The 22,414-nt window shown below is 49.9% G+C and carries 25 protein-coding genes; 8 read left to right on the top strand and 17 right to left on the bottom strand.

Going from position 1 to position 22,414, the window contains the following annotated elements:
• Window positions 1–32: 32 nt before the first annotated feature.
• From EZJ49_RS12615 to EZJ49_RS12640, 6 genes are all read right to left on the bottom strand, one after another.
• Entirely contained in the window at window positions 33–710 is a 678-nt protein-coding gene (locus EZJ49_RS12615; RefSeq protein ID WP_262552521.1) for an RluA family pseudouridine synthase, read from the bottom strand.
• Window positions 707–1,297: an RlmE family RNA methyltransferase gene (locus EZJ49_RS12620; RefSeq protein WP_262552522.1), complete on the bottom strand. Its 591-nt coding sequence runs from the start codon at window positions 1,295–1,297 to the stop codon at window positions 707–709. The genes EZJ49_RS12615 and EZJ49_RS12620 overlap by 4 nt, the downstream gene beginning before the upstream one ends.
• A gap of 78 nt (window positions 1,298–1,375) precedes the next feature.
• Window positions 1,376–2,632, bottom strand: coding sequence for an MFS transporter (locus EZJ49_RS12625; RefSeq protein ID WP_262552523.1), 1,257 nt, complete (start codon window positions 2,630–2,632; stop codon window positions 1,376–1,378).
• Window positions 2,601–3,446 (bottom strand): ABC transporter permease, encoded by an 846-nt coding sequence (locus tag EZJ49_RS12630; RefSeq protein ID WP_262552524.1) that lies wholly within the window; start codon window positions 3,444–3,446, stop codon window positions 2,601–2,603. The genes EZJ49_RS12625 and EZJ49_RS12630 overlap by 32 nt, the downstream gene beginning before the upstream one ends.
• On the bottom strand, window positions 3,436–4,266 hold the full coding sequence (locus EZJ49_RS12635) for an ABC transporter permease (protein ID WP_262552526.1): 831 nt from the start codon (window positions 4,264–4,266) through the stop codon (window positions 3,436–3,438). The genes EZJ49_RS12630 and EZJ49_RS12635 overlap by 11 nt, the downstream gene beginning before the upstream one ends.
• Window positions 4,263–5,141: an ABC transporter ATP-binding protein gene (locus tag EZJ49_RS12640; protein WP_262552527.1), complete on the bottom strand. Its 879-nt coding sequence runs from the start codon at window positions 5,139–5,141 to the stop codon at window positions 4,263–4,265. The genes EZJ49_RS12635 and EZJ49_RS12640 overlap by 4 nt, the downstream gene beginning before the upstream one ends.
• Before the next feature lie 29 nt (window positions 5,142–5,170).
• Here EZJ49_RS12640 and EZJ49_RS12645 point away from each other — a divergent pair, with 29 nt between their 5' ends.
• The gene (locus EZJ49_RS12645; RefSeq protein ID WP_262552528.1) at window positions 5,171–6,217 is read left to right on the top strand and encodes a spermidine/putrescine ABC transporter substrate-binding protein; all 1,047 of its coding nucleotides are present in this window, start codon (window positions 5,171–5,173) and stop codon (window positions 6,215–6,217) included.
• A 1-nt stretch (window position 6,218) separates the two neighbouring features.
• On the opposite strand, the gene EZJ49_RS12650 is transcribed toward EZJ49_RS12645, so the two are convergent.
• Window positions 6,219–6,494 (bottom strand): hypothetical protein, encoded by a 276-nt coding sequence (locus EZJ49_RS12650; protein ID WP_262552529.1) that lies wholly within the window; start codon window positions 6,492–6,494, stop codon window positions 6,219–6,221.
• 194 nt (window positions 6,495–6,688) lie between these two features.
• Window positions 6,689–8,320, bottom strand: coding sequence for an ABC-F family ATP-binding cassette domain-containing protein (locus EZJ49_RS12655; RefSeq protein ID WP_262552531.1), 1,632 nt, complete (start codon window positions 8,318–8,320; stop codon window positions 6,689–6,691).
• A 212-nt stretch (window positions 8,321–8,532) separates the two neighbouring features.
• Between EZJ49_RS12655 and EZJ49_RS12660 the strand changes: the two genes are divergently transcribed.
• From EZJ49_RS12660 to EZJ49_RS12670, 3 genes are all read left to right on the top strand, one after another.
• A complete protein-coding gene (locus EZJ49_RS12660; protein WP_262552532.1) occupies window positions 8,533–9,342 on the top strand; it encodes a hypothetical protein in 810 nt (269 codons plus the stop codon).
• Window positions 9,343–9,510: 168 nt separating this feature from the next.
• Window positions 9,511–11,298 (top strand): DEAD/DEAH box helicase, encoded by a 1,788-nt coding sequence (locus tag EZJ49_RS12665; RefSeq protein WP_262552533.1) that lies wholly within the window; start codon window positions 9,511–9,513, stop codon window positions 11,296–11,298.
• 144 nt (window positions 11,299–11,442) lie between these two features.
• Window positions 11,443–12,192: a hypothetical protein gene (locus EZJ49_RS12670; RefSeq protein WP_262552534.1), complete on the top strand. Its 750-nt coding sequence runs from the start codon at window positions 11,443–11,445 to the stop codon at window positions 12,190–12,192.
• Between the two features lie 52 nt (window positions 12,193–12,244).
• On the opposite strand, the gene EZJ49_RS12675 is transcribed toward EZJ49_RS12670, so the two are convergent.
• Together EZJ49_RS12675 and EZJ49_RS12680 are read right to left on the bottom strand one after the other, a co-directional pair.
• On the bottom strand, window positions 12,245–12,886 hold the full coding sequence (locus EZJ49_RS12675) for a cytochrome b/b6 domain-containing protein (RefSeq protein WP_262552535.1): 642 nt from the start codon (window positions 12,884–12,886) through the stop codon (window positions 12,245–12,247).
• Window positions 12,887–12,903: 17 nt separating this feature from the next.
• Entirely contained in the window at window positions 12,904–13,269 is a 366-nt protein-coding gene (locus EZJ49_RS12680; RefSeq protein WP_262552536.1) for an STAS domain-containing protein, read from the bottom strand.
• A 251-nt stretch (window positions 13,270–13,520) separates the two neighbouring features.
• On the opposite strand from EZJ49_RS12680, the gene EZJ49_RS12685 reads away from it, so the two are divergent.
• The gene (locus EZJ49_RS12685; protein ID WP_262552537.1) at window positions 13,521–14,861 is read left to right on the top strand and encodes a TolC family protein; all 1,341 of its coding nucleotides are present in this window, start codon (window positions 13,521–13,523) and stop codon (window positions 14,859–14,861) included.
• A 12-nt stretch (window positions 14,862–14,873) separates the two neighbouring features.
• On the opposite strand, the gene EZJ49_RS12690 is transcribed toward EZJ49_RS12685, so the two are convergent.
• From EZJ49_RS12690 to EZJ49_RS12700, 3 genes are all read right to left on the bottom strand, one after another.
• Window positions 14,874–15,188 (bottom strand): hypothetical protein, encoded by a 315-nt coding sequence (locus EZJ49_RS12690; protein ID WP_262552539.1) that lies wholly within the window; start codon window positions 15,186–15,188, stop codon window positions 14,874–14,876.
• A gap of 106 nt (window positions 15,189–15,294) precedes the next feature.
• Window positions 15,295–15,735, bottom strand: coding sequence for a hypothetical protein (locus EZJ49_RS12695; RefSeq protein ID WP_262552540.1), 441 nt, complete (start codon window positions 15,733–15,735; stop codon window positions 15,295–15,297).
• A gap of 76 nt (window positions 15,736–15,811) precedes the next feature.
• Window positions 15,812–16,177 (bottom strand): VOC family protein, encoded by a 366-nt coding sequence (locus EZJ49_RS12700; protein ID WP_262552541.1) that lies wholly within the window; start codon window positions 16,175–16,177, stop codon window positions 15,812–15,814.
• 541 nt (window positions 16,178–16,718) lie between these two features.
• On the opposite strand from EZJ49_RS12700, the gene EZJ49_RS12705 reads away from it, so the two are divergent.
• Window positions 16,719–17,477, top strand: coding sequence for a murein L,D-transpeptidase catalytic domain family protein (locus EZJ49_RS12705; protein WP_262552542.1), 759 nt, complete (start codon window positions 16,719–16,721; stop codon window positions 17,475–17,477).
• Between the two features lies 1 nt (window position 17,478).
• On the opposite strand, the gene EZJ49_RS12710 is transcribed toward EZJ49_RS12705, so the two are convergent.
• A complete protein-coding gene (locus tag EZJ49_RS12710; protein ID WP_262552543.1) occupies window positions 17,479–18,021 on the bottom strand; it encodes a superoxide dismutase family protein in 543 nt (180 codons plus the stop codon).
• Window positions 18,022–18,136: 115 nt separating this feature from the next.
• Between EZJ49_RS12710 and EZJ49_RS12715 the strand changes: the two genes are divergently transcribed.
• Entirely contained in the window at window positions 18,137–18,685 is a 549-nt protein-coding gene (locus EZJ49_RS12715; protein ID WP_262552544.1) for a hypothetical protein, read from the top strand.
• Here EZJ49_RS12715 and EZJ49_RS12720 read toward each other — a convergent pair.
• The 3 genes from EZJ49_RS12720 to EZJ49_RS12730 all read right to left on the bottom strand — a co-directional run bounded on the left by EZJ49_RS12720 (window position 18,679) and on the right by EZJ49_RS12730 (window position 20,903).
• The gene (locus tag EZJ49_RS12720) at window positions 18,679–19,239 is read right to left on the bottom strand and encodes a hypothetical protein (protein ID WP_262552545.1); all 561 of its coding nucleotides are present in this window, start codon (window positions 19,237–19,239) and stop codon (window positions 18,679–18,681) included. The two genes, EZJ49_RS12715 and EZJ49_RS12720, sit on opposite strands and share 7 nt — an antisense overlap.
• A gap of 180 nt (window positions 19,240–19,419) precedes the next feature.
• A complete protein-coding gene (locus EZJ49_RS12725) occupies window positions 19,420–19,764 on the bottom strand; it encodes an RNA recognition motif domain-containing protein (RefSeq protein ID WP_262552546.1) in 345 nt (114 codons plus the stop codon).
• 299 nt (window positions 19,765–20,063) lie between these two features.
• Window positions 20,064–20,903: a S1 RNA-binding domain-containing protein gene (locus EZJ49_RS12730; protein ID WP_262552547.1), complete on the bottom strand. Its 840-nt coding sequence runs from the start codon at window positions 20,901–20,903 to the stop codon at window positions 20,064–20,066.
• A gap of 121 nt (window positions 20,904–21,024) precedes the next feature.
• Between EZJ49_RS12730 and dbpA the strand changes: the two genes are divergently transcribed.
• Entirely contained in the window at window positions 21,025–22,413 is a 1,389-nt protein-coding gene (gene dbpA / locus EZJ49_RS12735) for an ATP-dependent RNA helicase DbpA (RefSeq protein ID WP_262552548.1), read from the top strand.
• Window position 22,414 lies beyond the last annotated feature (1 nt).

Below are 22,414 nucleotides of genomic sequence, written 5' to 3' on the forward strand. Positions count from 1 at the left end.
CCATACATGACATTTTGCAAAGGTTTTAAGAATCAAAGTGCTTCGATCTCAATCACGTCCGGAAGCCCTAGAGCTGAGGCTCCATTTGCACGCGAGAAATCAATTCTGTAAGAGCGAAGAGCAATCTGGTTCGCGTCCAGTTCCACATTGGAGCCATAAAGCTTATCACCGACAATCGGAAAACCATGACGACTAAGATCAAAGCGCAACTGATGCGAACGTCCAGTGACAGGATTCAAGTCCCAAACCTGCTGAGATCCGCGCTGGCCTTGGTATTTGGCCAACGTCAGACAATCCTTCCCTTGAGGGCTTTCATACGCACGACGCTTGCCTCGCAAGACACGACTGCGCCATTCAAAAGTGTTCCCCAACTCTAGGTTCAGTGTCACTCGTGGATTGGCAACATTGGCGGGAATATGAGCGTAGCTTTGCCCTGTGGTCAGTGCACGATAAGTCTTGCTGACCTCTTTGTGTTCAAACCACGCATTGCCTTTGCGATGGGCCTCTGCAGTTTTGGCATAAACGATCAGGCCGGACACTTCAAAATCCAGACGATTCACAGGGTAAATCTGCACACCCAGAGATTTTTGCAAAGCCGTCCCCAGACACTGACGTTCATCGTCCTCTTCAAAACGACTGGGTGTGGAAAGAACTCCATGAGGCTTGTCACAGATAACAAAATGAGAATTTTCAAATACGATGCGAATCATCGCTTACTAAGGCCTACTAAAAAGATCTCTTTGGAAATCTTACGGGTGGAGTCCGGCTTCACGGCCTCCACTTTGGCAAAAGTCTTTTTCATTTCATCACGAAGCTTGCCAAAGTCATCGCTGTGAAAAAGTTTGCAGACAAAATGACCGTCTTTTTTCAAAAAGCGACGGGCCACATCCAGCGCCAGTTCACACAGCTCCATGGAACGCGCCTGATCTGTCATACGAATGCCCGTGGTCTTTGGAGCCATGTCCGACATCACAATATCAAATGGAGGTTCAAAACCGTGTTCTTTAAAAATTTCTTCCAGATTCAAATCACGCAAATCAGCTTGAATGAAAACCGCGTTTTTCAACTTCACGGTGACCGGGCTTAAATCCACACCCAGCACCCGGCCTTTTTCGCCAGACACTTTGGAAGCATACTGTGACCAGGACCCCGGAGAAGCTCCCAAATCCAGCACCACCTGCCCCGGCTTGAACATTTTGAATTTCTTGTCGATCTCTTCCAACTTGAAGACGGAACGAGCCGCAAAGTTTTCCTGTTTGGCTTTTCTAAAGTAGTGATCGCGAGGATTGTAAGTCATATCGGAGGGTTATGTCGCTATCCCCGCGCAAAGTCCACCATTATCAGAATTCTCGGTAAAAAGGTAAGCTCAAGCCCCTTACAGGCGCTCTGGTTCCTTCACCATCGCCAACAGGCCACCACCAATCACAAACAGCACCAGAAGCCCCACCATACCCAGACGTGAGCTTCCTGTTAATAAAGCCCCGCCTGCGACCACCAAAGGGCCTAAAATAGAGGCAAACCGACCCACCAGATTGAACAAACCAAAGTATTCACCACTGGTTTCTTTCGGAATCATACGACCGAACATGGAACGACTGAGCGACTGCACCCCGCCCTGAACCATTCCAATCACCACAGCCAGCAAATAAAAATGCCATGCAGCTGACATCTGCGTCGCCGCAATCACCGTAATACCATAGACAATGATACAAACCAGAATGGGCTTTTTCGTACCCCAGCGTCCGGTCATGGTTCCAAACAAATACGCACAGGGGAATCCGATAAACTGAGTGATCAACAAAGCCGCAATAAGATCCTTGGATTCAAAGCCGATGGAAATTCCATAGTCCACCGCCATCGTCATGACCGTGTAAACACCGTCGATATAAAGCCAATAAGCAGCCATGAACAAAAATAAATTTCGCTCGCGCAGAAGTTCTTTCAACGTTTTCTTAAGCGTCTGCAAACTGCTTCGAGTCAGCTTCCAGACATTGTGGGATGAACGCCCCCCTTGTGGTTCGGGGATATTTTTAAACAACGGCAAAGAAAACGCCAGCCACCACACCGACACCATCATAAACGACAACTTCGTTGCCGCCGTCGCATCAGGAATACCAAAGCTTTGCGGCTGCAACGCCATCAGAACATTTAACAGCAACAACAGGCCGCCCCCCAGATACCCCAGCGAGTAGCCCAGACTGGAGGCATAGTCCATGTAACGTGGTGGCGCCACATAAGGCAGCAAAGAATCGTAAAACACACTGCTGGCATTAAAGGCAAACAAAGCCAAAGCATAAGCCCACAGAGCGCTGACCCAATCCCCACTGGGAATAAAACCCATCCAGGCACAGGAAATCACACCCATGATAGTAAAGAGCATACAGAAAAGCTTTTTATAGCCTTTCATGTCGGCGATAACCCCCAAGGTCGGACTCATCAAGGCCACCGCCAGACTGGAGGCAGAAATCGTCACACCCAAACGTGCCGTGGTGACTATCGGGTCCGCCCCCACACTCCAATACTGTTTAAGGAACACCGGGAAGAAGGCCGCCATGACGGTCGTTGAATAGGCACTGTTGGCCCAGTCATAAAACGCCCAGCTAAGAATTTTCTTTCTTTGTGTTTTCTCCATGAGTCCTCCGGCCAGACTCAAAGAAAACACGGAACGCGGAAGAACGGAAGAAGAAAATCAGCGCCAGCAAAGTCATAACAAACATCAAACTGGACAAAGCATTCAACTTCGGACTGACCCCCAGCTTCATCGCTGTGTAAAGCTTCACCGGCAGTGTGTCCTTGCCGACCCCGTTTACAAAATAAGTAATCAGAAAATCATCAAAGGACAAAAGAAAGCTCAGGATAAAGCCACCCAAAATAGACGGCAAAAGCAACGGCAACACCACCGTGCGATAGCTTTGCCATTCGCTGGCACCCAGATCACGTGCAGCATCTTCGTAAGACCGGTCCAGGGTGGCCAGGCGCGCGCCCACAGTCATCATCACATAGGAAATACTGAAGCTGACATGGGCAATCACCACCGTCAAAAGACCCAGTTCAAATTTCAAAACGAAGAACAGCGATAACAGCGATAGGGCGAAAACAATTTCCGGGAAAATCAACGACACCACCGACAGACCTTCCACAGCCCATTTCCACATTCCGGCGGAACGGTATAAACCCACCACCGCCGCTGTTCCGATCAAAGTTGAAAACACGCTGGCAGCGAACCCCACCTTTAAACTGTTCACCAGTGCATCCATCAGGGCCTGATCCAAGATCACTTCCGCAAACCAGCGCAGCGTCCAGCTCCATGCCGTCGGTTTTTTTTCAATCAACGCACCCACAATCATCACCACAATCGGTGTGTGCAACAAAAGCAATGTCAGCCACAAAACCACTGTTGCAGTTCGAGGCGCTGCGGGACGACGGCGTTCTGCATTACTTGTCATGACGAGCCTCCCGCAAACGGAACAAAGCCGCCATCGCCAAAAGCAGCACCATCATCAGTACAGACAGCGCCGCCCCAAAAGGCCAATCCCGGGATTTCAAAAACTGTTCGGTGATCAGGTTTCCATACAGCATGTTCTTCGCCCCGCCCAGAAGGTCGGGAATCACGTATTCCCCCAAAGAGGGAATAAACACCAGCAAAGCCCCCGCCCACAACGCGGTTTTCAGATTCGGCAGGATCACAGAGAAAAGAATTTTCCACAGCCCCGCCCCCAAATCCTGAGCCGCTTCAACCAGGGAAAAATCAAACTTTTCAAACGCCCCATACAAAGGCAGCACCATAAACGGCAGATAGGTCGTCACCATCCCATACAGCACCAGTACTTTATTCTGAGTCAGCGCATAGGGATCAAAGGGAATCCCCAACAATTCAAGCCCCGCCTGCAAGGGCCCCTCGGCACCGACAAACATACGAATGGCATAAATACGAATCACCAGATTGGTCAAAAAAGGCAGAACTATCGCCATCAAATAAACCTGACGAAGCTTTGGGGAAGCCGTGGCCATCGCCCAGGAAATCAGAACCCCCAACACCAGGCAGACCACCGTGGTCACCAACGCCAGTTGAAAGCTTTCAAGAAAGATCCCCAGATAGGTCGGGGAAAAAGCCCGGGAATAATTTTGCAACGTCCATGACCATTCGATCCCTCCGTATGTGCCCCGGGTGGCAAAGCTGACAATAACAACAATCAGCAACGGCAGCAGAATAAAGACCGTAAACCACAAAGCCGCAGGCAAAAGAAAAAAATCGCGCAGCTTCACTTCGCGCGCTCTCCAAAAACCATGGCCTTACGAACATAGGCCTCAATGCTCATTCCCAGACGAATTTGGTCCGACGGCACATTGATTTTACCCTTGATCAAACTGCCATCCCCCAAACGGATGGTGGCCAGGTCCTCGCTGACCTCCACCAGTTCCCCACGCAACATACTGGTGGATTCCACGAACTGGGCAGCAAAGATGGTTTCCGGGCTTTCATAGATTTCACGAGGCGAGCTGACTTGTTCCAGAACTCCCCGGCTCATGATGCCAATGCGGTCAGAAAGAGCCAAAGCCTCTTCCTGATCGTGAGTGACACAAATGAACGTCAGTCCCAGCTTTTGCTGTAAAGCGCGAAGTTCTTTTTGCATGTGTTCGCGCATTTTGTGATCCAAAGCCGACAGCGGTTCATCCAAAAGAAGAACCCGGGGTTCATTCACCAAGGCACGAGCCACGGCCACGCGTTGGCTTTGCCCTCCGGACAAAGTATCAGGCTTGCGATCACGGAACTCCCCCATATCAACCAAAGCCAGAACCTCTGCAACCTTGGCTTCGATCGCATCTTTCGACAATCCCCGCAGGCGCAGTCCATAGGCGATATTTTCCCCGACACTCATGTGCGGAAACAAGGCATAGCGCTGAAAAACCATATTGAAAGGACGCTTTTGAGCTGGAAGCTGATCCACACGCTGACCGTCCAGCAGAATCTGTCCGCCAGTGGCCGACTCCAGACCGGCAATAATTCTTAAGAGTGTTGTCTTTCCACATCCACTGGGTCCCAGAAGGGAAAAGAACTCCCCTTCGCCGATGGAAAGATTAATTCCCTTCAACGCCGTTTGACTGGAAAAACTTTTGCCGATATTCAGAAGTTCCAACATGCTTTTAACAATATGAAGGAATTAAAAAAATGTCGAGAATATTGATGGCCGGACTGGTTCTTTGTGGGCTTCTTGCGGGATGTACAAAAAAATCAGCGGAAACCAGCGACGCCAAGGAAGTGAATCTGTCCATCTGGGGCAACTATCTTTCCCCGGAACTTCAGGCTCAGTTTGAAAAAGAAACCGGCATCAAAATCAACATTTCCAACTATTCCTCGAATGAAGAACTGCTGGCCAAGATGCAAATGGGTTCTTCCGGCATTGATGTCGCCGTGCCTTCGGATTACATGGTCGAAGTCATGTCCAAGATGAACCTGCTGGAACCGTTGAAATCCGAACAGATTCCTAACAAAACTCTGATTGCCGATAAGTTCCTGAAACAGAACTTCGATCCGGAAAATAAGTTCTCTTTACCGTACATCTGGACGACGGCAGGCATCGCGGTGAACCGTGATCTTTACAAAGGGCCGATCAAAAGCTGGAAGGATCTTCTGGATAATTCACAACTAAAAGGCAAGTTCGCCCTGCTCGATGACGTTCGCGAAACTCTGGGGGCGGCTTTGAAAATGCACGGGTTCAGCGTCAACAGCACCCACCCTGAAGAAATTAACAAAGCCAAACAAAGTCTTCTGAAGGCCAAGAAATCCCTGAAAATGTTTGCCTCTGACACGATCGACATTCTGAACAACAAAGAGGTCGCCGCAGCACAGACGTATTCCTCTGACGCCCTTCAGGCGGCAGAAAAGTCTCCGGGTAAGATTGAATATATTCTGCCAGAGGAAGGTGGCACCTTTGCCATCGACAATCTGGTGATTGTGAAAGGCGCAAAACATTCAGAAGCGGCTCACAAGCTGATTAACTTCCTGCTTAGCGAACAAGCGGAAATCAATCGCGTAAAAACCATTTTGGGGGGACCGGTACTAAAGAACACCCGAGCCGCTTTGCCGAAAGAACTGCAAAACAACAAAGCCCTTTTCCCGGATGAAGAAACCCTGAAAAAGCTGGAACGCATTCAGGATCAAGGCGATAAGAACAAACTCTTTGAAGACGCCTGGACTGAGGTTAAAACTCACTAACTTATTTTTGAGCGGATTCACTGACCAGAGAGTCCGCTCGTTCCTGCACCTCGGCCTCACGATCCAAAGCGCGCGAGTCCTCTGTGCGCAGTTCCGAGTACAGACAAGCCACCCCAATCACCGTCAACACCAGACCACCACCGATATACATGATGATACTGCGTCGATCCTGATTGAAAAGGAAGTAGCACAGGCCCACCAGGATAAGTATCGGCCCCAGAACAGCCATCGAGGCAAGCACCTGCCTCAGCGCAAATGCACCCATTTCTGAATTCATAACCACCACCTACGTTCTATATTCGGTTATTTCGTAGAACTTTTCGGCAGGACTTTCGGGAAGCTTGATGAAGCCCGGTGATAATTCTGCCCTGGGATGGAGGATTTAATGTAGATGAATCATTCTGGCATAAACGGCAGAACCCAATCCCATTTCGAGACAAGGTTCAGGGATTCAGTCCCGCTGCGCGTTCACTAGCCGCGAAGCTCCTGCTGTTTCTTGTGGTGATAGTATTCGTAGTCACCTTCGTAGATACGCAGTTGATTTTTATCAACCTCGAACACACGAGTGGTCACGGCACGCAGGAAGTGACGATCGTGGCTTACGATCATAACTGTTCCCGGGAAGTCCTTGATGGCTTCCAAAAGCAACTCACGGGATTTGATATCCAGGTGATTCGTCGGTTCATCCAGAATCAGGAAGTTCACCGGTTGCGCCAGAATACACGCCAGCACAACACGGGATTTTTCACCCCCGGAAAGGATGGAAATCTTTTTTTCCGCCTCTTCGCCAGAGAACTTAAAGGCCCCCAAAAGACTTCGCACAGTTCCCAGGCCCGCATTCGGCATGCGCGAATGAACTTCATCAACGATAGTCATCTTCGGGTCCAAAACATCCAAAGAGTTTTGAGAGAAATACCCCACATTGATGGAAGCCCCCAGCGCCACCTTCCCGTCTGTCGGGTCAGCATGACCGGCCACAATCTTCAACAAAGTGGATTTACCGGCACCGTTGACTCCGACCACCGCAATACGGTCCATGCGCTTCACCAAAGCGTTCGCTCCGGAGAAAACCATTTTTTCCTTGCCGTCATCACGCTTCCAAACTTTGGAAAGTCCCTCAAACTTGACAACCTCGTCCCCACCACGCGGTGGCACCGGCCATTCAAATTTGATTTCAGCTTCCTCTTCAGGAATTTCGATACGATCAATTTTTTCAAGCTTCTTCACTCGGGACTGAACTTGCGCGGCGTGGGAAGCACGGGCGGCAAAGCGCGCAATGAATTCTTCCTCTTTCGCCAGCATGTCCTCTTGACGTTTGGCCGCTGCGATCAATTGTTCCTTGCGGATGTCGCGTTCTTTTTCATAGAAGTCATAGTTACCGCCGTAAACCGTGATAGTTTTATTGGCGATCTCGACAATTTTTCCAACCAGACGATTCATGAAATCACGATCGTGGCTTGTCATCAGAATCGCGCCCTTGAAGTTCACCAGCCACTCTTCCAGCCAGACGATGGATTCCACGTCCAGGTGATTCGTCGGCTCGTCCATCAGTAAGACTTCAGGATTCAGCGCCAGAATTTTGGCCAGCGCGATACGCATCTTCCAACCGCCGGAAAAACTTTCTGTCGGACGATGATAGTCATCCGGCCCAATACCAAGACCAGTCAAAATTTCTGCGGCACGGGATTCCAGGTCATAACCGCCCAGACGTTCAAATTCCGCCTGCATCTCGCCGTACACTTCCAGAATCTTCATCATTTCATCAGGGTCCAAATCCGGGTCTGCCAGTTTGACTTCGCATTCCTGCATACGGGTTTGCATATCACCGATGTTACCCACCGCCGATTTCACTTCTTCAATAGCGGACTTCCCTTTCATCTCTTCGATGTTCTGGGAAAAGTAACCAATCACCGTGCGATCGGACTTGGAAATCATCCCGCCGTCAATGCCCTCTTCGCCCATGATAATGCGGAAAATGGTGGTTTTACCGGCACCATTGGGGCCGACCAGACCGATTTTTTCTCCGGCATTGATCTGAAAAGATCCGTTGCGATAGAGAACTTTGTTACCTTGCTGTTTGGTGATGTTCGATAAGTGAATCATAGGCTCTTCGTATAACTTCTTTTAAGCACGGTGGCTGCAAAAATTTTGAGAAAATATGCCTGTCTTTTGGGCACAACAAAGAGTGTACACAAAAAAGGTCAAATTCGCGATTTTTCTCTCTTAAAACTGCAAAGGATATCAAGCACTTCGACGAACATAGAGCCCCCTCACATGGTCCTGCCCTTGCTTTGTTAGCCCTGCGGGGGTTCCACATGATCGCAACAAAGAATCACAATGCAGTTAAAAACAATACGTTCGCAGCCATGCTGATTTCACTCGTTGTTCTGTTCACAGGTTGTTCAAAATCCAGCCAATTTCCCAGCGTTGTCCCGGACGACAACAACAGCAGCGGGGTTGTTGATCCCGGCACGGATGATGGCAATACCGACACTGGCGGCACAACGCCAGAGCCAACACCGACTCCGACGCCAGATCCAGAGCCAGGCTATAAAATGCAGGCCTTGGCCTGGGAAAGCAGCAAATATCCGGAACGAACCAAATGGTCTGAATATCTGCAAGAGATCATCTTAAACGATTGGAGCAGTCTTTTGCCGGGCGCTGATGACATCACGACCTTCTGCCCGCGCTACAACTCTTTGGACAACAACCAACGTGCCAATGCCTGGGCTCAACTTTTCGTGGCAATAGCCAAATATGAGAGCGCCTACAGTCCCGTTTCCCGCATGCAGGAAACCACCATGGGCACAGATCCTGTGACTGGCAAAGCGGTTTATTCCGAGGGATTGCTTCAGTTATCCTATCAGGACGTTCAATGGGCACGCTACTGTAAGTTCGACTGGCAGAAGGATAAAAACCTTGCCTCCACCGATCCGAAGAAAACCATCTTGGACCCATACATCAACCTGCACTGCGGAGTCGGCATCATGGCTGGCCAAATCAAAAGTAAAGGTCGCATTGTCGTCAGTTCCGGGGTCTATTGGGCCGTCATCAAATCCGGCGGAAAGTACCAACAAATCAATAACATCGCCGCTATCGTCAAGACCCTTCCGTTGTGCAAATAGTTCATTATTCTGGGAAATATTAAAAATATATAAAGCTTTTCGCGCCAAGATCGACTATCTTGGCGCATCTTTTTGAAGTGGGCTTGGATCTGCCGCAAGTAGTGCGGTATCAATGCACATATGGTGTTTTTTATTTGAGACCACTTCCTATTACCTGAAAGGTCTCTAATGACTCCACTGACAACCGTAGATAATTTTGAAAACTTTGGACTGAGTGCACCCGTGATGGCTGCGATGGCAGACATGGGTTTCACCACTCCAACCCCAATCCAGCGTCAGGCTTTGCCGATTCTGCTGGCTGGTGCCAATGACTTTATCGGTCTGGCCTCCACTGGTACCGGTAAAACCGCTGCCTTCGGTATTCCGCTGATCGAAAACATCGACAGCACAACCAAAGACACTCAGGCGTTGGTTCTTAGCCCCACTCGTGAACTGGCTCTGCAAGTGGCAGAACAGCTGACTTTGCTGGGTAAGAAAAAAGGCGTCCGCGTAGTGACTATCTACGGTGGCGCTTCTTACCGCACACAAATCGACGGCATCAAACGCGGTGCTCACATCGTCGTGGCAACTCCAGGTCGTCTGGTGGACTTCCTTGAACAGAAAATGATCAAGCTTCAAAGCGTGAAAACTGTTGTTCTGGATGAAGCCGATGAAATGCTTTCCATGGGCTTCAAAGAGGCTTTGGAAACCATCCTTTCCGCAACTCAGCCGGAAGATTCTGACTCTGTTCGTGCGGCTTGCCGTACGTGGTTGTTCTCTGCAACCATGTCCACAGAAGTTCGTCGTTTGACTTCCACTTACCTTGAAAACCCTGAAACTGTATCCGTGAACAAAGTCGGCGGCACTGCTGACACCATTGATCAGGTTTACTACACAGTTAAAAATTCCTATAAGACCGAAGTGATTGCACGCCTGTTGCAAACAGCTCCGGAATTCTATGGCATCATTTTCTGTCAGACGAAAATGGAAGTGGCAGAGCTTGCTGACATTCTGACTCAACGTGGTTTCCCGGCAGATTCCCTGCACGGTGATAAATCCCAGCAGGAACGTGAAGCGACTTTGAAAAAATTCAAACAACGTCATGTCAAAGTCATCGTGGCGACTGACGTTGCGGCACGCGGTCTGGACATCAAAGACCTGACTCACGTTATCAATCACTCTTTGCCTTGGGATTCTGAATCTTATGTTCACCGTATCGGTCGTACCGGCCGTAATGGTCAAAAAGGAACTGCGATCACTTTGGTAAATCCAGAGCAATTGACCTTGCTTCGCCGTGTGATGCAAAACACGAAAGCGGTTCTGACCAAAGGTGTTGTGCCTTCTGCTGATGAAGTGGCGGGTCTGAAAATCAAAGACGTGATGGATAAAGTCAGCACCATGGACCCTGAATCCGTGCCATTGCAACTGGCAATGGACCTGATCCAGGATTTGATCCAGGCGGAAGACATCGACATGAAAGCTCTTTCCAAAGAAGAACTTCTGGCGCGCTTTATCGCTGCTTACTTCCCGAACGTCTTCGTGAAAAAAGATTTGATGCTGGATTACATGGGCGACCGCGTTCCTCGCGAGCTTTTGCCTCGTGATCCAAAAGACAACCGCTTCACACGCAGCCGCGACAACGACGGTGATCGTGATGATTACCGTGCGCGCCGTCCATTCGGCGGAGGCCGTCGTGACTCCGGGGCTTCCCGTGGCTTCCGCTCCAACTCTGGAGGCGGCGCCAGCGCAAGCTTCCGTGGTGGCAATGCAGCCCCTCGTACAGAGTCCGCTCCGGCAGAACGCAGCGAACGCCCGGCGGTACGCACAGAGCGCGCCGAACGCAGTGAGCGTTCAGAGCGTCCATTCCGTGCGGAACGCAGCGAGCGCAGTGAACGTGGTGGTGGTTTTGCTCCTGAGCGTCGTGAGCACAGTGGCATCAAACGCCATCGCGCTCCGAAGCGTCAGTACCGCGACTAAGACGCCCGTCTCACTCTGAGACAGCGCAGTTTCGGCATTACAGTGTACTGGAAATGAACATGAGGAGACTCCAAGAGTCTCCTCATTTCGTTTTGAGACTTCGGCATCATACTTGCTTTGCAGTAATGTCGGAGACTTTAAGCTATGAAACGATTGATATTTACATTTGCATTCTCACTGGTTGCCGTAAACGCCGCAGCCAAAGTATCAACGACCGGAGGCACCCTGTACCAACGCGATGGTGCCGCAGCTCCCTGCACTTCAGCCAGCTGTTTAAGTGGCACTTCATCCTCCAGCACTGTCGATCAGTTGCGCCAGCTGCGAAGCTCTGTTGGAGGAGACCAGTCCCCGCTTGATCTGTTTGAATACAACAAAGGTCGCAAGCAGGAAGCCAACTGCTCTAACTTCGTAACTGAAAATGGTCTGGGAAAATGGGGCAAGTCCATTTCCCGCAATCTGAACGCCAATGATTATTCCTATCTGTTTGAAGGTACAGATGACCTGCGTTTGATTTGCCCGTCTTACAGTTCTTTGAAAAACTCTGAAAAGAAGATCATCTGGATTTCCATCATTAATGTCATGTCCATCGGTGAGTCCACCTGCGGAACAGATCCACGCATGAACAGAGCCCAGGGCCCGAACGGACGTCTGGCCGGCGTGATCCAACTGCACAGTGGAAAAGAGCATAAATACTCTCCGGGCTGCAATAAAGGTGATTCCAAAACACCAGAAACCACGTTCAGCTGCACCTTGCACATGATGGATGATCAGCTTCGCCGTGAAGGTAAACTATTCAGCCGAAAATCCTACTGGGATGTTCTGCGCCCTCAGGGTGTGGGGCAAAAATTCAAGGAAATCAAAAAAGTTATCGGACAGCTTTCCATCTGCAAATAATAAAAAAGGCGCCGGGATCGACGCCTTTTGTTTTTCCTAAATCGTGTGACGGCTATTTTTTCCCGCCGTGGATCATATCAGAAACCAGGCCCTGGTCATGACGAAGCTCTGCGATCACGACCCCGATAAGATGCCCGACCACGAACACCACGAAGAACCACATGGACAGCTCGTGGATTTCCTTGATCGGATTTATCACGGCCTTGTCCAGCCCCAGATTTTCCTTGAAATACATCACGACCCCGGAAACCACCATAAAGACAGTCACCAAATAAAACAGTGCATAGCCTGTGCGCACCAACGTGTAGTGAATCGCATTGGCTTTTTCCGCCGCCGGAACCCTGGAAAGATTCCACGTCGCCTTCACTGCATGAGTCGCCGGGCAGGATTTTACAGAAAAAATCCCCACCAGAATCCGGATCACCAGTAACGCCCCCAGAGTGAAGCCCAAAACATAATGCCAGTCCCACATCGGAGTGCGGATACTGACAGCAATGTCCTTGGCCAGTTCAGGGGTGATGGCCCCGCCTGCCGCCTGAATTTTTTGTTCAATAAGAGCGGCATTTCCACGCCAGCTCAGAAAGGTTTTGCGCAGAAACGCAGTGCCCAGCAAACCCAGAATGGCCAAAGCATTCAGCCAGTGCCACAGACGCAAACCCGCAGGTTGATATTTTTTAAAGCTATATGAATTCATCCGGTCACGATATCACGTCAGGCCACGCGGCTGAAAGACAAAAGTGCGGACTTCAGGTCGTCGGCAACCTCCAACCCCCGGACGACGCCCATACGGACCAGTCGTTCCCGCAAAGCCCCCGGCAAAGCGCACAAGCGGACTTCGGCCTTCTTAAGACGAATATCCCTTTGGACCTGGGCCAGCCACGGAATCGCATCAGTGCTGATCGACCCGACATCCTGAAAGTAAAGAACCACACAACGCACTTCGGACTTTGCCAGCAACTCCTGCCGACAGGCTTCCAAGGCCGACAAAACCGGCGTGCTGATTTCCCCTGAAAAGGAAACCACCAGCATGTTATTGCGCTGATTAAAGCTATATTGAAACGACTTCTGATCTTCCAACGTACAACTCCTAGAAATCGAATTCCTGATTGGCTCCCATTCTATCACAGCCTGTCAGAGATCAAACTTTTAGGTGAGGGACTGCTCAACTTGAGTCATCCCGCAGCCAGGGACCCGAGGCCTCTTCTGAAAAGCGTTTTAATTCGATTCCACCGGAGTTTTCACTCTATTTTGGGGTCCGTATAACACTCCGTTTGACAAGGCGGCGGCGCCCCAATAAATCTTTCGGTGTTCATTTTCTGGGGGATTTCATGAAAGTTCTAACGGCGCTATTGCTTGCCTTCTTCGTGTCTGCATCCGGTGCTTTTGCCGCACCTAAAGTTCAACAGGGACCTGTGACTATCAACGCAGAATCTTTGCGTCGCATGTATCTTGAGCGCAACGTCGGAATCGCGATTTCTCTGAACGAAGTTTATCAAGCCAAGGAAAAAGTGAACGTGGCCCGTGGCAACCTGCTGCCTTCCGTTAATCTGGGCGCGGTGATCTCCAGTGGACCCAGCTTTGCTTTGACTTCCGTTTCCTTCCTGCTGCCTTTCCTGATGCCAAGCAACTGGCTGGATCTGAAAGAAAGTGCGCACTTGTTGCGTGCTCAGGGGAATTCTTACTACATCGCCCAGTTGAATGGTTTTTCTTCGGCGTATTCCATCTACATGACCATCCTGGGTGACATGGAACTTCGCGATGCTTTGCAAGTTCAGTACGAAAATATGAAAGGCATCGAAGAGCAGCTTCGCCTTCCGGCAGAACTGGGTATCATCCGCAAGGAAGACTACCTGCAAGCTCAGGCGCAGACGCAAATGGCTTTGGTTCAGGTTTCTCAAGTTGACGAACTGATCCGCCGTGAAAAAGCAGCCGTGCGTGAGCTTCTGGGACTGCCATTGACTTCAGAAATCGTGTTCCAGGCATCCACAGTGACCGCCTCCCCGGCTGAAACCTGGTCACCGCAGGACATGCTGAATCAGATCTTTGAAAAGTCCCCGGAAAACAAGCAAATGAACTCCATGATTTTGGCAGCGCAAGTGGCCAAATGGAGCAAGGCCTTCAGCTTCCTGGGAGGCAGTTCTTTGGGCGCGACTCGTTCCAATGGTTCTTTCGGGGATCTTCAGCAAACGGGTTCTGTGAACTTCGGTTTTGCTTACTTCCCGTCTTTGAAAATCAGCAATCTGAATATCGAACAATTGCGCTTGCGTAAAAAAGAGCTTCAGTTTGAACAAGCCAATCTGGTGGAAGTGACTTTGGGTGCCTTGATTGAATCCCAAAGACAGTACGACGCCTCTGTTCAGGCTCACGCCAATATGGTGAAAGTTTATGAAGCCGAAGTTCTGCGTTTCAACGTGGGCATGACAGATCTGATGCACGTCCTGGATGCAGCCAACAAGCTGACTAATTCCATCATGACGAAAGTAAAAGCCCAGACGGCGCTGAACACTTTGCGTGTCAGCCTGCACCGTCTGATGATTTCTGATCAGTTCGCAAAAGTGGATAATTGCGAAATCGAACGCCGCAGCTCCGGTGGTATCAAAGGCCGTTTGGGCCGCATCTTCAATCCGGACAAAGACCAGGTGACTCTGGATCAGGTCTGCGGCAACTAAGCCCGCAGAGACTTAGCGAACGCCCCCACCGGGGCGTTCCTGACCTTCACGACCGCCACCAGGCCCCGGGCCAAACTTAGACGGTGGCTCAAATCCTTTTTCCTTTAAACATGCATCCATTTTAGCACGGGTTTCTTCATCAGGAGCCTGAGGGCGCTGACCGGGTTCGGGCTTTTCAATTCCCAGCTCTTCATTGCAGGCGCGGAAAGCTTCTCGCATCGCCTCGTGGGATTTTTGCTGCTGGGCTGAGGCTTGCGCCCCAAAAAATGTAAGGGACAACAACACGGACAGGGCAAATACAGTTTTGTGGACTTGTTTTAGAGTCATGACGACCTCCTGTTTCCCGTTCAGGTTAGAAGGGAAATATGGAGGTATGGTGGAAAAGTCCCGATTCAGGACGGGACTTTGAAACTATGGATGAATAATGAAGACCTTAGTGTGCTTCGCAAAGAATACCGGGCTCTTTGGATGTGCCAACTAAATTATAATAAGCTCGTACATCCAGATCGTTGATGAACAGATCCCCTGTATAACGACCGGCAAAGCTGCCATTTTTCAAAACCGGGCTTAAACGCAGGTGAACCATCCCGGCAGCTCCGCCACGCATGCTGACGTCAGCGGTATTAGCTTCAGGGCGCATCACAAGGTCCGGGCGCGTGTACAGCTGACGTGTGACCAGATCTTTAAAGGTCAGCTCCGCCCCCAGATCATAACGACCGACAAAAGGTTTTAGCGGATCAATATTATATTTGAAGGTGACTTCGATCACCGCATCCTTGCGCATTTCCTCGTAACCGGGAACACAGACAAGTTTTTGCACGGCAGAAGCCTGAACAGACAAGAATAAAAGGGAGGACAAAATCAGTGTTTTCATGAGGGGACTTCTACCCGAAGCCCCTCCCACTTTGCAAGAATCCCCTGCGGGACTCTTAATTGGCTTTCAACAATACCTACTTCAGGGAATGCAGGGCCACACGATTGCCCTCGCAGTCCTCAAAGGTGGCAATAAAGCCCCATTCACCAATACTTTTTTTGGGGGACAGGGTCTTTCCGCCTTTGGTTTCAATTTTCTGAAGCGTGTCCTCGATACTGGGAACGCTCAGATAAACCAGACTGCCACTATGTGAAGGTTTGTAGCCATCCCCCTGTACCAGTGCACCGGTGGCCCCTTCGTCTTTTTCTGTCCAGGGAAAAGACGCCATCTTGGTCGGCCCCATTTCCATGGTTTTCATGGTGACACCGAAAGACTGTTCGTAGAATTTCATCGCACGCCCAATATCGCTGACCGGAATTTCAAACCACCCGCAGATATTCATAGGAACTCCTTTGTTGGAGCTCCCAGTATAAAAAGCATTTTCTCCGGTGCCTTTAAAAAATAATGCCCATGTGAAAAACACATGGGCACAGAGGATTTGGAGGAAACGAAATGTTCTTTTTTGAATTCAATCAGAGACACTGAAAAGCAATCTCTATTTTCATCTTCCAAGAAACATATGGCTCGTTAGTTCTCCTTTTTTAGCGAGGGATCAAACATTTGATCCGTTCACGTTCCTCTTTGTCCTTGCGAGCTTCTGTTATTGCTAACTTCATTCATCGCAAGTTCATGCTTTCATAATACTCTTCCTGCTCCGGATAAAAACCCCAAACCCGCAACCTTGCTGTCTCTTAAGCCCGCACAGGACTTTGTCATCGAACCTGAGTTTGTTCACTGAACTTTGGACAGGAATATTCCGAGTGTATTCGGATTCCGCATGGCATTTGGTCCTAAAAATTATGTTCCCGTAACTATTTTTCCGTCAGTTAACACATGTCAGCTAGCATCCTTCCAAGAACTGAACACTTCATCACGGAGGATGAATGAACCTGATCACCAAATTTTCCCTTGTTGGCGCGACTTTCCTGACTCTGGCAGCCTGCTCTGGCGAAGACTACAGCGCTGCCGAAAAACTTCCTGACGACACCGAAACCGAACAGAGACTTCCCAATACTGAAAAAACTGACTCTGCTGCGGATATCGACAACACTGAAACTGAAGACACCACGACGGTAGGGACTGAGGCGAATACAACTGACACCGCCAGCATCCTGAAAAAATACGATCACCTTGATCCCAAGCGCCTGATAAATACGACGGCACTGGCAGAAGCGGTGGTGTACTTTGAAAAAAATCAGTCCCGCTTTAAAAACACGAAATACATTTCCCTGATTGATTTCGGCAAACGTTCCACCCAGGCCCGCTTCTTTATCGTTAATATGGCCTCTGGTGAGGTTTGGGCCATCCATACCGCCCACGGAAAAGGCTCGGACTCAAACCACGATGGTTATGCTGAAAAATTCAGTAACAAGTCCGGCTCCAACGCCAGTTCCCTGGGCTACTATCGTGCCGCGGAAACTTATTCCGGCAAGCATGGTTTATCTTTAAAACTGGATGGACTTTCCAGCACGAATTCCAACGCCCGCGCCCGCGCTGTGGTTATTCATGGCGCCAGTTACGTGCGTGAATCCAGCGTGATTCAGGGCCGCAGCTGGGGCTGTCCCGCCGTGGCCAACAATCTGCGCGATAAAGTGATCGGCCTGCTGAAAGGCGGAAGCCTGATTTACGCCTTTGCAAAATAAATTATTTAATCACCGGCTTCGTTTCCGGTGGTGACTTAATCTCGCCGCAGGCGATGCGATCTCCCGCATTGCCTGCGGGTTGTGTGCGATAATCATCTTTTTTAGCGTGAATCACCAGCGATGTTCCCTCGGCAGACACGATTGAATTTTTCCCGGCCCGGATCGTTATCATCGGATTCACAATATCAATCTGAGCCGTTCCATCCTCTTTAACCGTCAGATTTTCCATGTCTCCGGCATGAGGGCCACCCTTGCTTTTAAAGCCATGCACCTTTCTGTCCGGTGCAAAATGAGATCCTGCGGATTTAAAATCCGGTGGGGTGCACAGTCCTTTTTCATGAATGTGAAAAGCCTTGGGACCGGGAGGAAGATTGTTTAACTCCATCTGAACCCGCACACCATTAGGCACCTCTGAAAGCGTGGCATTCCCCACCTGCTCCCCCTTGGCATTGCGAATAATAATGGCAATAGGGTCCACCTGAGCTGAAACAGAATGAATTCCCACCAAAAGCAGCACAAGACCTTTACTTAAGAACTTAAACATAGGTCCTCCGTTATTATCCTTTGACGGTAAAATAGTTTTACAATTTATCCAAAATAGATCGCTTTGTAATTTACCAGAATTGACCTACCCTATTTGAAGATTTGAGGTGACGACTATGAAGTGGATTTTTGCAGCCTTGGTATGCCTTCTTGCAGGATGCAGCAGCTCTCCCAAAAAAGAAATTTCTCCCACTGTGCCAGCGACAGCCACGACAGAACCAGAAGCCCCGGCCAAAATTGATTATGTCGCCCTTCAGACCTTTCTGGGGCTGGACCGCGGTTCAGAGGAACTTGGTTATAGTGAAAGAGTTTTCAACACCTGCGAGGCCGGATACGGATATTCCCGCAATCAGGATTGTCACAAAGAGGTCTTTGTAGTTCTGCACTTCCGACTGCTCTGCCGGGATACAGAGGGAACCGTGTCCACGATCCTGACAGATGCTGATGTGAATCCCATTGCCGGGAAAACAGTAAAGTGGAATTTAAAGGGAATGAGTGGCGCAGTGGTGACTGATGGTCTGGGGTACGGCCAGATCCGCACCGTTTCACGCATTTCTCAACGCCGGGAACGGCTGCGCTTGTCGGTGGGACCTGAATTTCTGTATATGCGGGCCAATGAAATCACCAAGGTTATTACACCCCGCCCGTGGTGCGTGGCTTACTGACAAGCCACCTCTTCAATCGCCACAGTCAGATTCTTGGCAAAGGCGCGGGCTTTGCCTTCACCCATGATGGTCGCAGAAAGATTTCCGCGCAGTATTTCCGAACCTCCGCAGGCCGTTTCAACAATCACATCCTGCTGTCCCAGATATTGGGTCAGCTTTTCTGCTGTCGCGGTGGCTTGCGCTTCCAGGCCTTGCTTTGTTCCCTGAGACCCGGCCTTAAAGATTTCAAGTTCGGCGCGCACCTTGGTATTCTGAGGATAAGCACGCAGACTTAATAACTGTCGGCTGTCTTTCACGATGATTTTTTTCCCGCGCTCAGCCTGCAAGGTCAGTGCGAAAGTACATGTACCTCGGGCGATGCGGCTGTTTTCTTCTTTCTTCACATAAAGACCCGAGGGGATCACGACACGACCTTCCCCTGCGGCTTGCAGATCATAACGACCGGGAGTCAACTCGCACGCATTTCCTGCAGTTTCAACAAAACCAATTTGTGCGGCCTTGGACTGATAGGAAATCAAAAGGAAAAAAGCTGCCAGAAGTGTGCGTCGAATCATAATCCCCCCAAGAAATCTCTGGGGCCTCATTGCCACCAGAAAACTCTGTTACGGAAACTATTTCAAAGAAGATGCCAATATATTTTGGCTCTGAGGACAGATTGAGATGTGACATGGGGAAATAAAAAAAGGGCAGGTTTTATCAACCTGCCCTTTGGAATTTAAGATGAAAATCTCAAATTAACCGCGGTTACCACCGCGACCGCCACCGAAGCCACCACGGCCACCGCCGCCGCCGCCACGACCGCCACCGAAGCCACCACGGTTCTCACGAGGAGCCATTGGTTTAGCTTCAGATACGTTCATCGCACGACCCATCAACTCAACGCCGTTCAATTTAGCGATTGCAGTTGCAGCTTCGTCATCAGTTGACATTTCAACGAATGCGAAACCTTTAGAACGACCAGTTTCACGATCGATCACGATGCGTGCAGATTCAACGTTACCGAATTCAGCGAAAGTATCAGCCAAAGACTGATCATCAAGTGAATAAGACAGATTTCCAACGTAGATTTTTTTACCCATATAAACCTCCTAAGATTTGCTTTTGGGAAGCTCTTAAGAGGTCCTGGGCCCTATGCCCGAAAACTCTCCAGAGACTAAATTCTTCTAGATAGATTTTCTAGCGAACTTCCGGGCAAAAGTGAAACAATTAAAATAGGTTTTGTGCAAATGAGCAGATTTTGGAGAAATTCCGGTCCGACCCGAAGTACAGGCTAGAACGCTAAAAATTCAATAAATATTCATAAAATCAAATACTTATACAGAAAAACCCACAAAACAGGCAGTTCCAAGGGAGCCAAGGTGTGCCCCCGCCGCCAGGTCTAGGACGGCCCGGTAAGGCGCAATCCATCGTCCGAGATTGTCACCAGACGCTGCTTGTACAGCCCGCCCAAGGCCATTTTATACTTCTTTTTACTGACCCCAAAGAGGTCATAGATCACTTCGGCATCGGTCTTGTCATTGATCGGCAGGAAACCGCCGCGCTCTTTTAGAACCTGCAAAATCTTTTCTGCAATACCGGCAGCAGCTTTGTATCCGGTCTGCTGCTGCAAAGTCAGATCAATCTTGCCATCGTCACGCACATTCTTGATGTACCCTTGCAGCTTCTGTCCATAATCCAAACGCTGGAAAACTTCATTCCCAAACAACATCCCCCAATGGCGGTTGTTGATGATCGTTTTATATCCCAGATCTGTTTTCGCAGCGATGAACAGGTCCACAACCTGACCGGGCTCATAGGTGCCGGGCTCTTTGTCTATGAAGCGCTCCAGACGCATGGATGCAGAAATACGATCACTCTTATCCAGATACAAATACACGACAGCATACTGCCCCATTTTCAAGTCCCGCGTCTGTTCGCTGAAAGGCAGAAACAGATCCTTCGTCAGCCCCCAGTCCAGGAAGGCCCCGACTCGCTCCAAAGATTTAACACGCAAGTTGGCAAAGGTTCCGACCATGGCAAAAGGCATCTCGGTCGTCGCCATCAGACGATCTTCAGAGTCGTAACAGACGAAAACTTCCAGCTCGTCACCCAGCTCGCATTTTTCCGGCACGTATCGGCGAGGCAAAAGAATTTCGCCATCGCTGTCTCCATCAAGGAAAACCCCGAACTCTGCACGTTTAATGACTTTAAGCTTATTGATCTGACCAATTTGAACCATAGTGACGCCAGTGATGCCACAAAAGCCCCCTTTCGGGAATCTATTTCTTACCGGCTCATTTTATTGGCCCCTCATTGCAAATTCTGCTAAGGAATAACTTCAATTTTTCATCGAGGTTTCTGTGTCTGAAAATCACTTTTCATCCCTGCCGCTTTCTTCAGAACTGTTGACAGTACTTCAGGAACTGGGCTTTGCAGAGATGACACCCATTCAGCAGCAGAGCATGCCGCTGCTGTTGGCTGGCAAGGACATCATTGGTCAGGCAAAAACCGGCAGCGGCAAGACCGCCGCCTTTGCACTGCCCATCTTAAACAAAATAAAAATTGAAGAGGCTTATTTACAAGCCCTGATTCTGTGCCCCACCCGTGAACTGGCAGCACAGGTCGTGGGTGAAATCCGCAAACTGGGCCGCCGCATGCCCGGCTTGCAAGTTCTGTCTTTGACCGGGGGGCAGTCCGGTCGCGAACAGGTGCAGTCTTTGGAAAACGGAGTGCAGATTGCCGTGGGAACTCCGGGGCGCGTGGCGGATTTTGTGACTCGCAGTCGTGTGGATCTTTCCGGTGTAAAAACAGTGGTGCTCGATGAAGCCGACAAAATGCTGGATATGGGTTTCGCCGATGAAATCAAAACCGTCATGCGGGACCTTCCAGGGTCACGTCAGACGGTCTTTTTCTCTGCCACCTTCCCTGAATCCATCGAACATCTTAGTCGTAAATACCAGCGCCATGTCACCCAAGTGACCATCGAGGAAGAGAATGACACCAACGCCATCGAGCAGATTGTCTATGACAGCGAAGATGACGACAAAACCAACACCCTGATGCGCGTGCTGCAACAGCATCCTTCAGATTCAACCATTGTCTTCTGCAATACAAAACTTGCTGTGGACAGTATTGCCGAACTGCTAACCAGCCAGGGCGTTCCGGCCGGAGCCCTGCACGGAGACATGGAACAACGCGAGCGTGACCGTGTGATGGCTTTGTTCCGCAACAAGTCTCATCGTATTTTAGTGGCCACCGACGTCGCAGCCCGTGGTCTGGACATTGATCATCTGGAACTGGTGGTGAATTTTGATCTGCCGCTAAGCCCTGAAATCTATGTTCATCGCATCGGGCGCACAGGTCGGGCCGGCAAAAGCGGAATCGCCGTCACACTGGCCCACCCCCGAGACACTTTGAAGCTGACTGCCTTCAGTGATTTGACGGGAGTTAAGCTCCAGCGCCCGTCACTGGGATTCAAAAACCAATATGGCTTGAACAAAAATCTGCGCGAAGCTCCGATGAAGACCATTTCCATTTCGGGCGGTCGCAAGGACAAACTTCGCCCGGGGGATATTCTGGGGGCTTTGACTGGTGACGCCGGACTGTCCGGTGCGGATGTCGGCAAGATTGAAATTCAGGATCGTATTTCCTATGTGGCTGTTGCCAACAAAGTCGCCGACACAGCTTTACAAAAACTGCGCGATGGGCGTATCAAAGGACAAAAGTTTCAAGTCAAGTTCGCCAAATAAT

Source organism: Bdellovibrio bacteriovorus (genome assembly GCF_025558485.1).
GTDB classification, from domain to species: Bacteria; Bdellovibrionota; Bdellovibrionia; order Bdellovibrionales; family Bdellovibrionaceae; genus Bdellovibrio; species Bdellovibrio bacteriovorus_G.

Bases quoted from the DNA above. Each gene is read 5' to 3' on its own strand.
- EZJ49_RS12630 (WP_262552524.1), bottom strand. From the start codon at position 3,446: ATGACAAGTAATGCAGAACGCCGTCGTCCCGCAGCGCCTCGAACTGCA.
- EZJ49_RS12690 (WP_262552539.1), bottom strand. From the start codon at position 15,188: ATGACTCTAAAACAAGTCCACAAAACTGTATTTGCCCTGTCCGTGTTG.
- EZJ49_RS12655 (WP_262552531.1), bottom strand. From the start codon at position 8,320: ATGATTCACTTATCGAACATCACCAAACAGCAAGGTAACAAAGTTCTC.
- EZJ49_RS12725 (WP_262552546.1), bottom strand. From the start codon at position 19,764: ATGGGTAAAAAAATCTACGTTGGAAATCTGTCTTATTCACTTGATGAT.
- EZJ49_RS12620 (WP_262552522.1), bottom strand. From the start codon at position 1,297: ATGACTTACAATCCTCGCGATCACTACTTTAGAAAAGCCAAACAGGAA.
- EZJ49_RS12615 (WP_262552521.1), bottom strand. From the start codon at position 710: ATGATTCGCATCGTATTTGAAAATTCTCATTTTGTTATCTGTGACAAG.
- EZJ49_RS12625 (WP_262552523.1), bottom strand. From the start codon at position 2,632: ATGGAGAAAACACAAAGAAAGAAAATTCTTAGCTGGGCGTTTTATGAC.
- EZJ49_RS12645 (WP_262552528.1), top strand. From the start codon at position 5,171: ATGTCGAGAATATTGATGGCCGGACTGGTTCTTTGTGGGCTTCTTGCG.
- EZJ49_RS12650 (WP_262552529.1), bottom strand. From the start codon at position 6,494: ATGAATTCAGAAATGGGTGCATTTGCGCTGAGGCAGGTGCTTGCCTCG.
- EZJ49_RS12720 (WP_262552545.1), bottom strand. From the start codon at position 19,239: ATGATTCGACGCACACTTCTGGCAGCTTTTTTCCTTTTGATTTCCTAT.
- EZJ49_RS12670 (WP_262552534.1), top strand. From the start codon at position 11,443: ATGAAACGATTGATATTTACATTTGCATTCTCACTGGTTGCCGTAAAC.
- EZJ49_RS12715 (WP_262552544.1), top strand. From the start codon at position 18,137: ATGAAGTGGATTTTTGCAGCCTTGGTATGCCTTCTTGCAGGATGCAGC.
- EZJ49_RS12660 (WP_262552532.1), top strand. From the start codon at position 8,533: ATGATCGCAACAAAGAATCACAATGCAGTTAAAAACAATACGTTCGCA.
- EZJ49_RS12730 (WP_262552547.1), bottom strand. From the start codon at position 20,903: ATGGTTCAAATTGGTCAGATCAATAAGCTTAAAGTCATTAAACGTGCA.
- EZJ49_RS12685 (WP_262552537.1), top strand. From the start codon at position 13,521: ATGAAAGTTCTAACGGCGCTATTGCTTGCCTTCTTCGTGTCTGCATCC.
- EZJ49_RS12675 (WP_262552535.1), bottom strand. From the start codon at position 12,886: ATGAATTCATATAGCTTTAAAAAATATCAACCTGCGGGTTTGCGTCTG.
- EZJ49_RS12640 (WP_262552527.1), bottom strand. From the start codon at position 5,141: ATGTTGGAACTTCTGAATATCGGCAAAAGTTTTTCCAGTCAAACGGCG.
- EZJ49_RS12710 (WP_262552543.1), bottom strand. From the start codon at position 18,021: ATGTTTAAGTTCTTAAGTAAAGGTCTTGTGCTGCTTTTGGTGGGAATT.
- EZJ49_RS12695 (WP_262552540.1), bottom strand. From the start codon at position 15,735: ATGAAAACACTGATTTTGTCCTCCCTTTTATTCTTGTCTGTTCAGGCT.
- EZJ49_RS12705 (WP_262552542.1), top strand. From the start codon at position 16,719: ATGAACCTGATCACCAAATTTTCCCTTGTTGGCGCGACTTTCCTGACT.
- EZJ49_RS12700 (WP_262552541.1), bottom strand. From the start codon at position 16,177: ATGAATATCTGCGGGTGGTTTGAAATTCCGGTCAGCGATATTGGGCGT.
- EZJ49_RS12665 (WP_262552533.1), top strand. From the start codon at position 9,511: ATGACTCCACTGACAACCGTAGATAATTTTGAAAACTTTGGACTGAGT.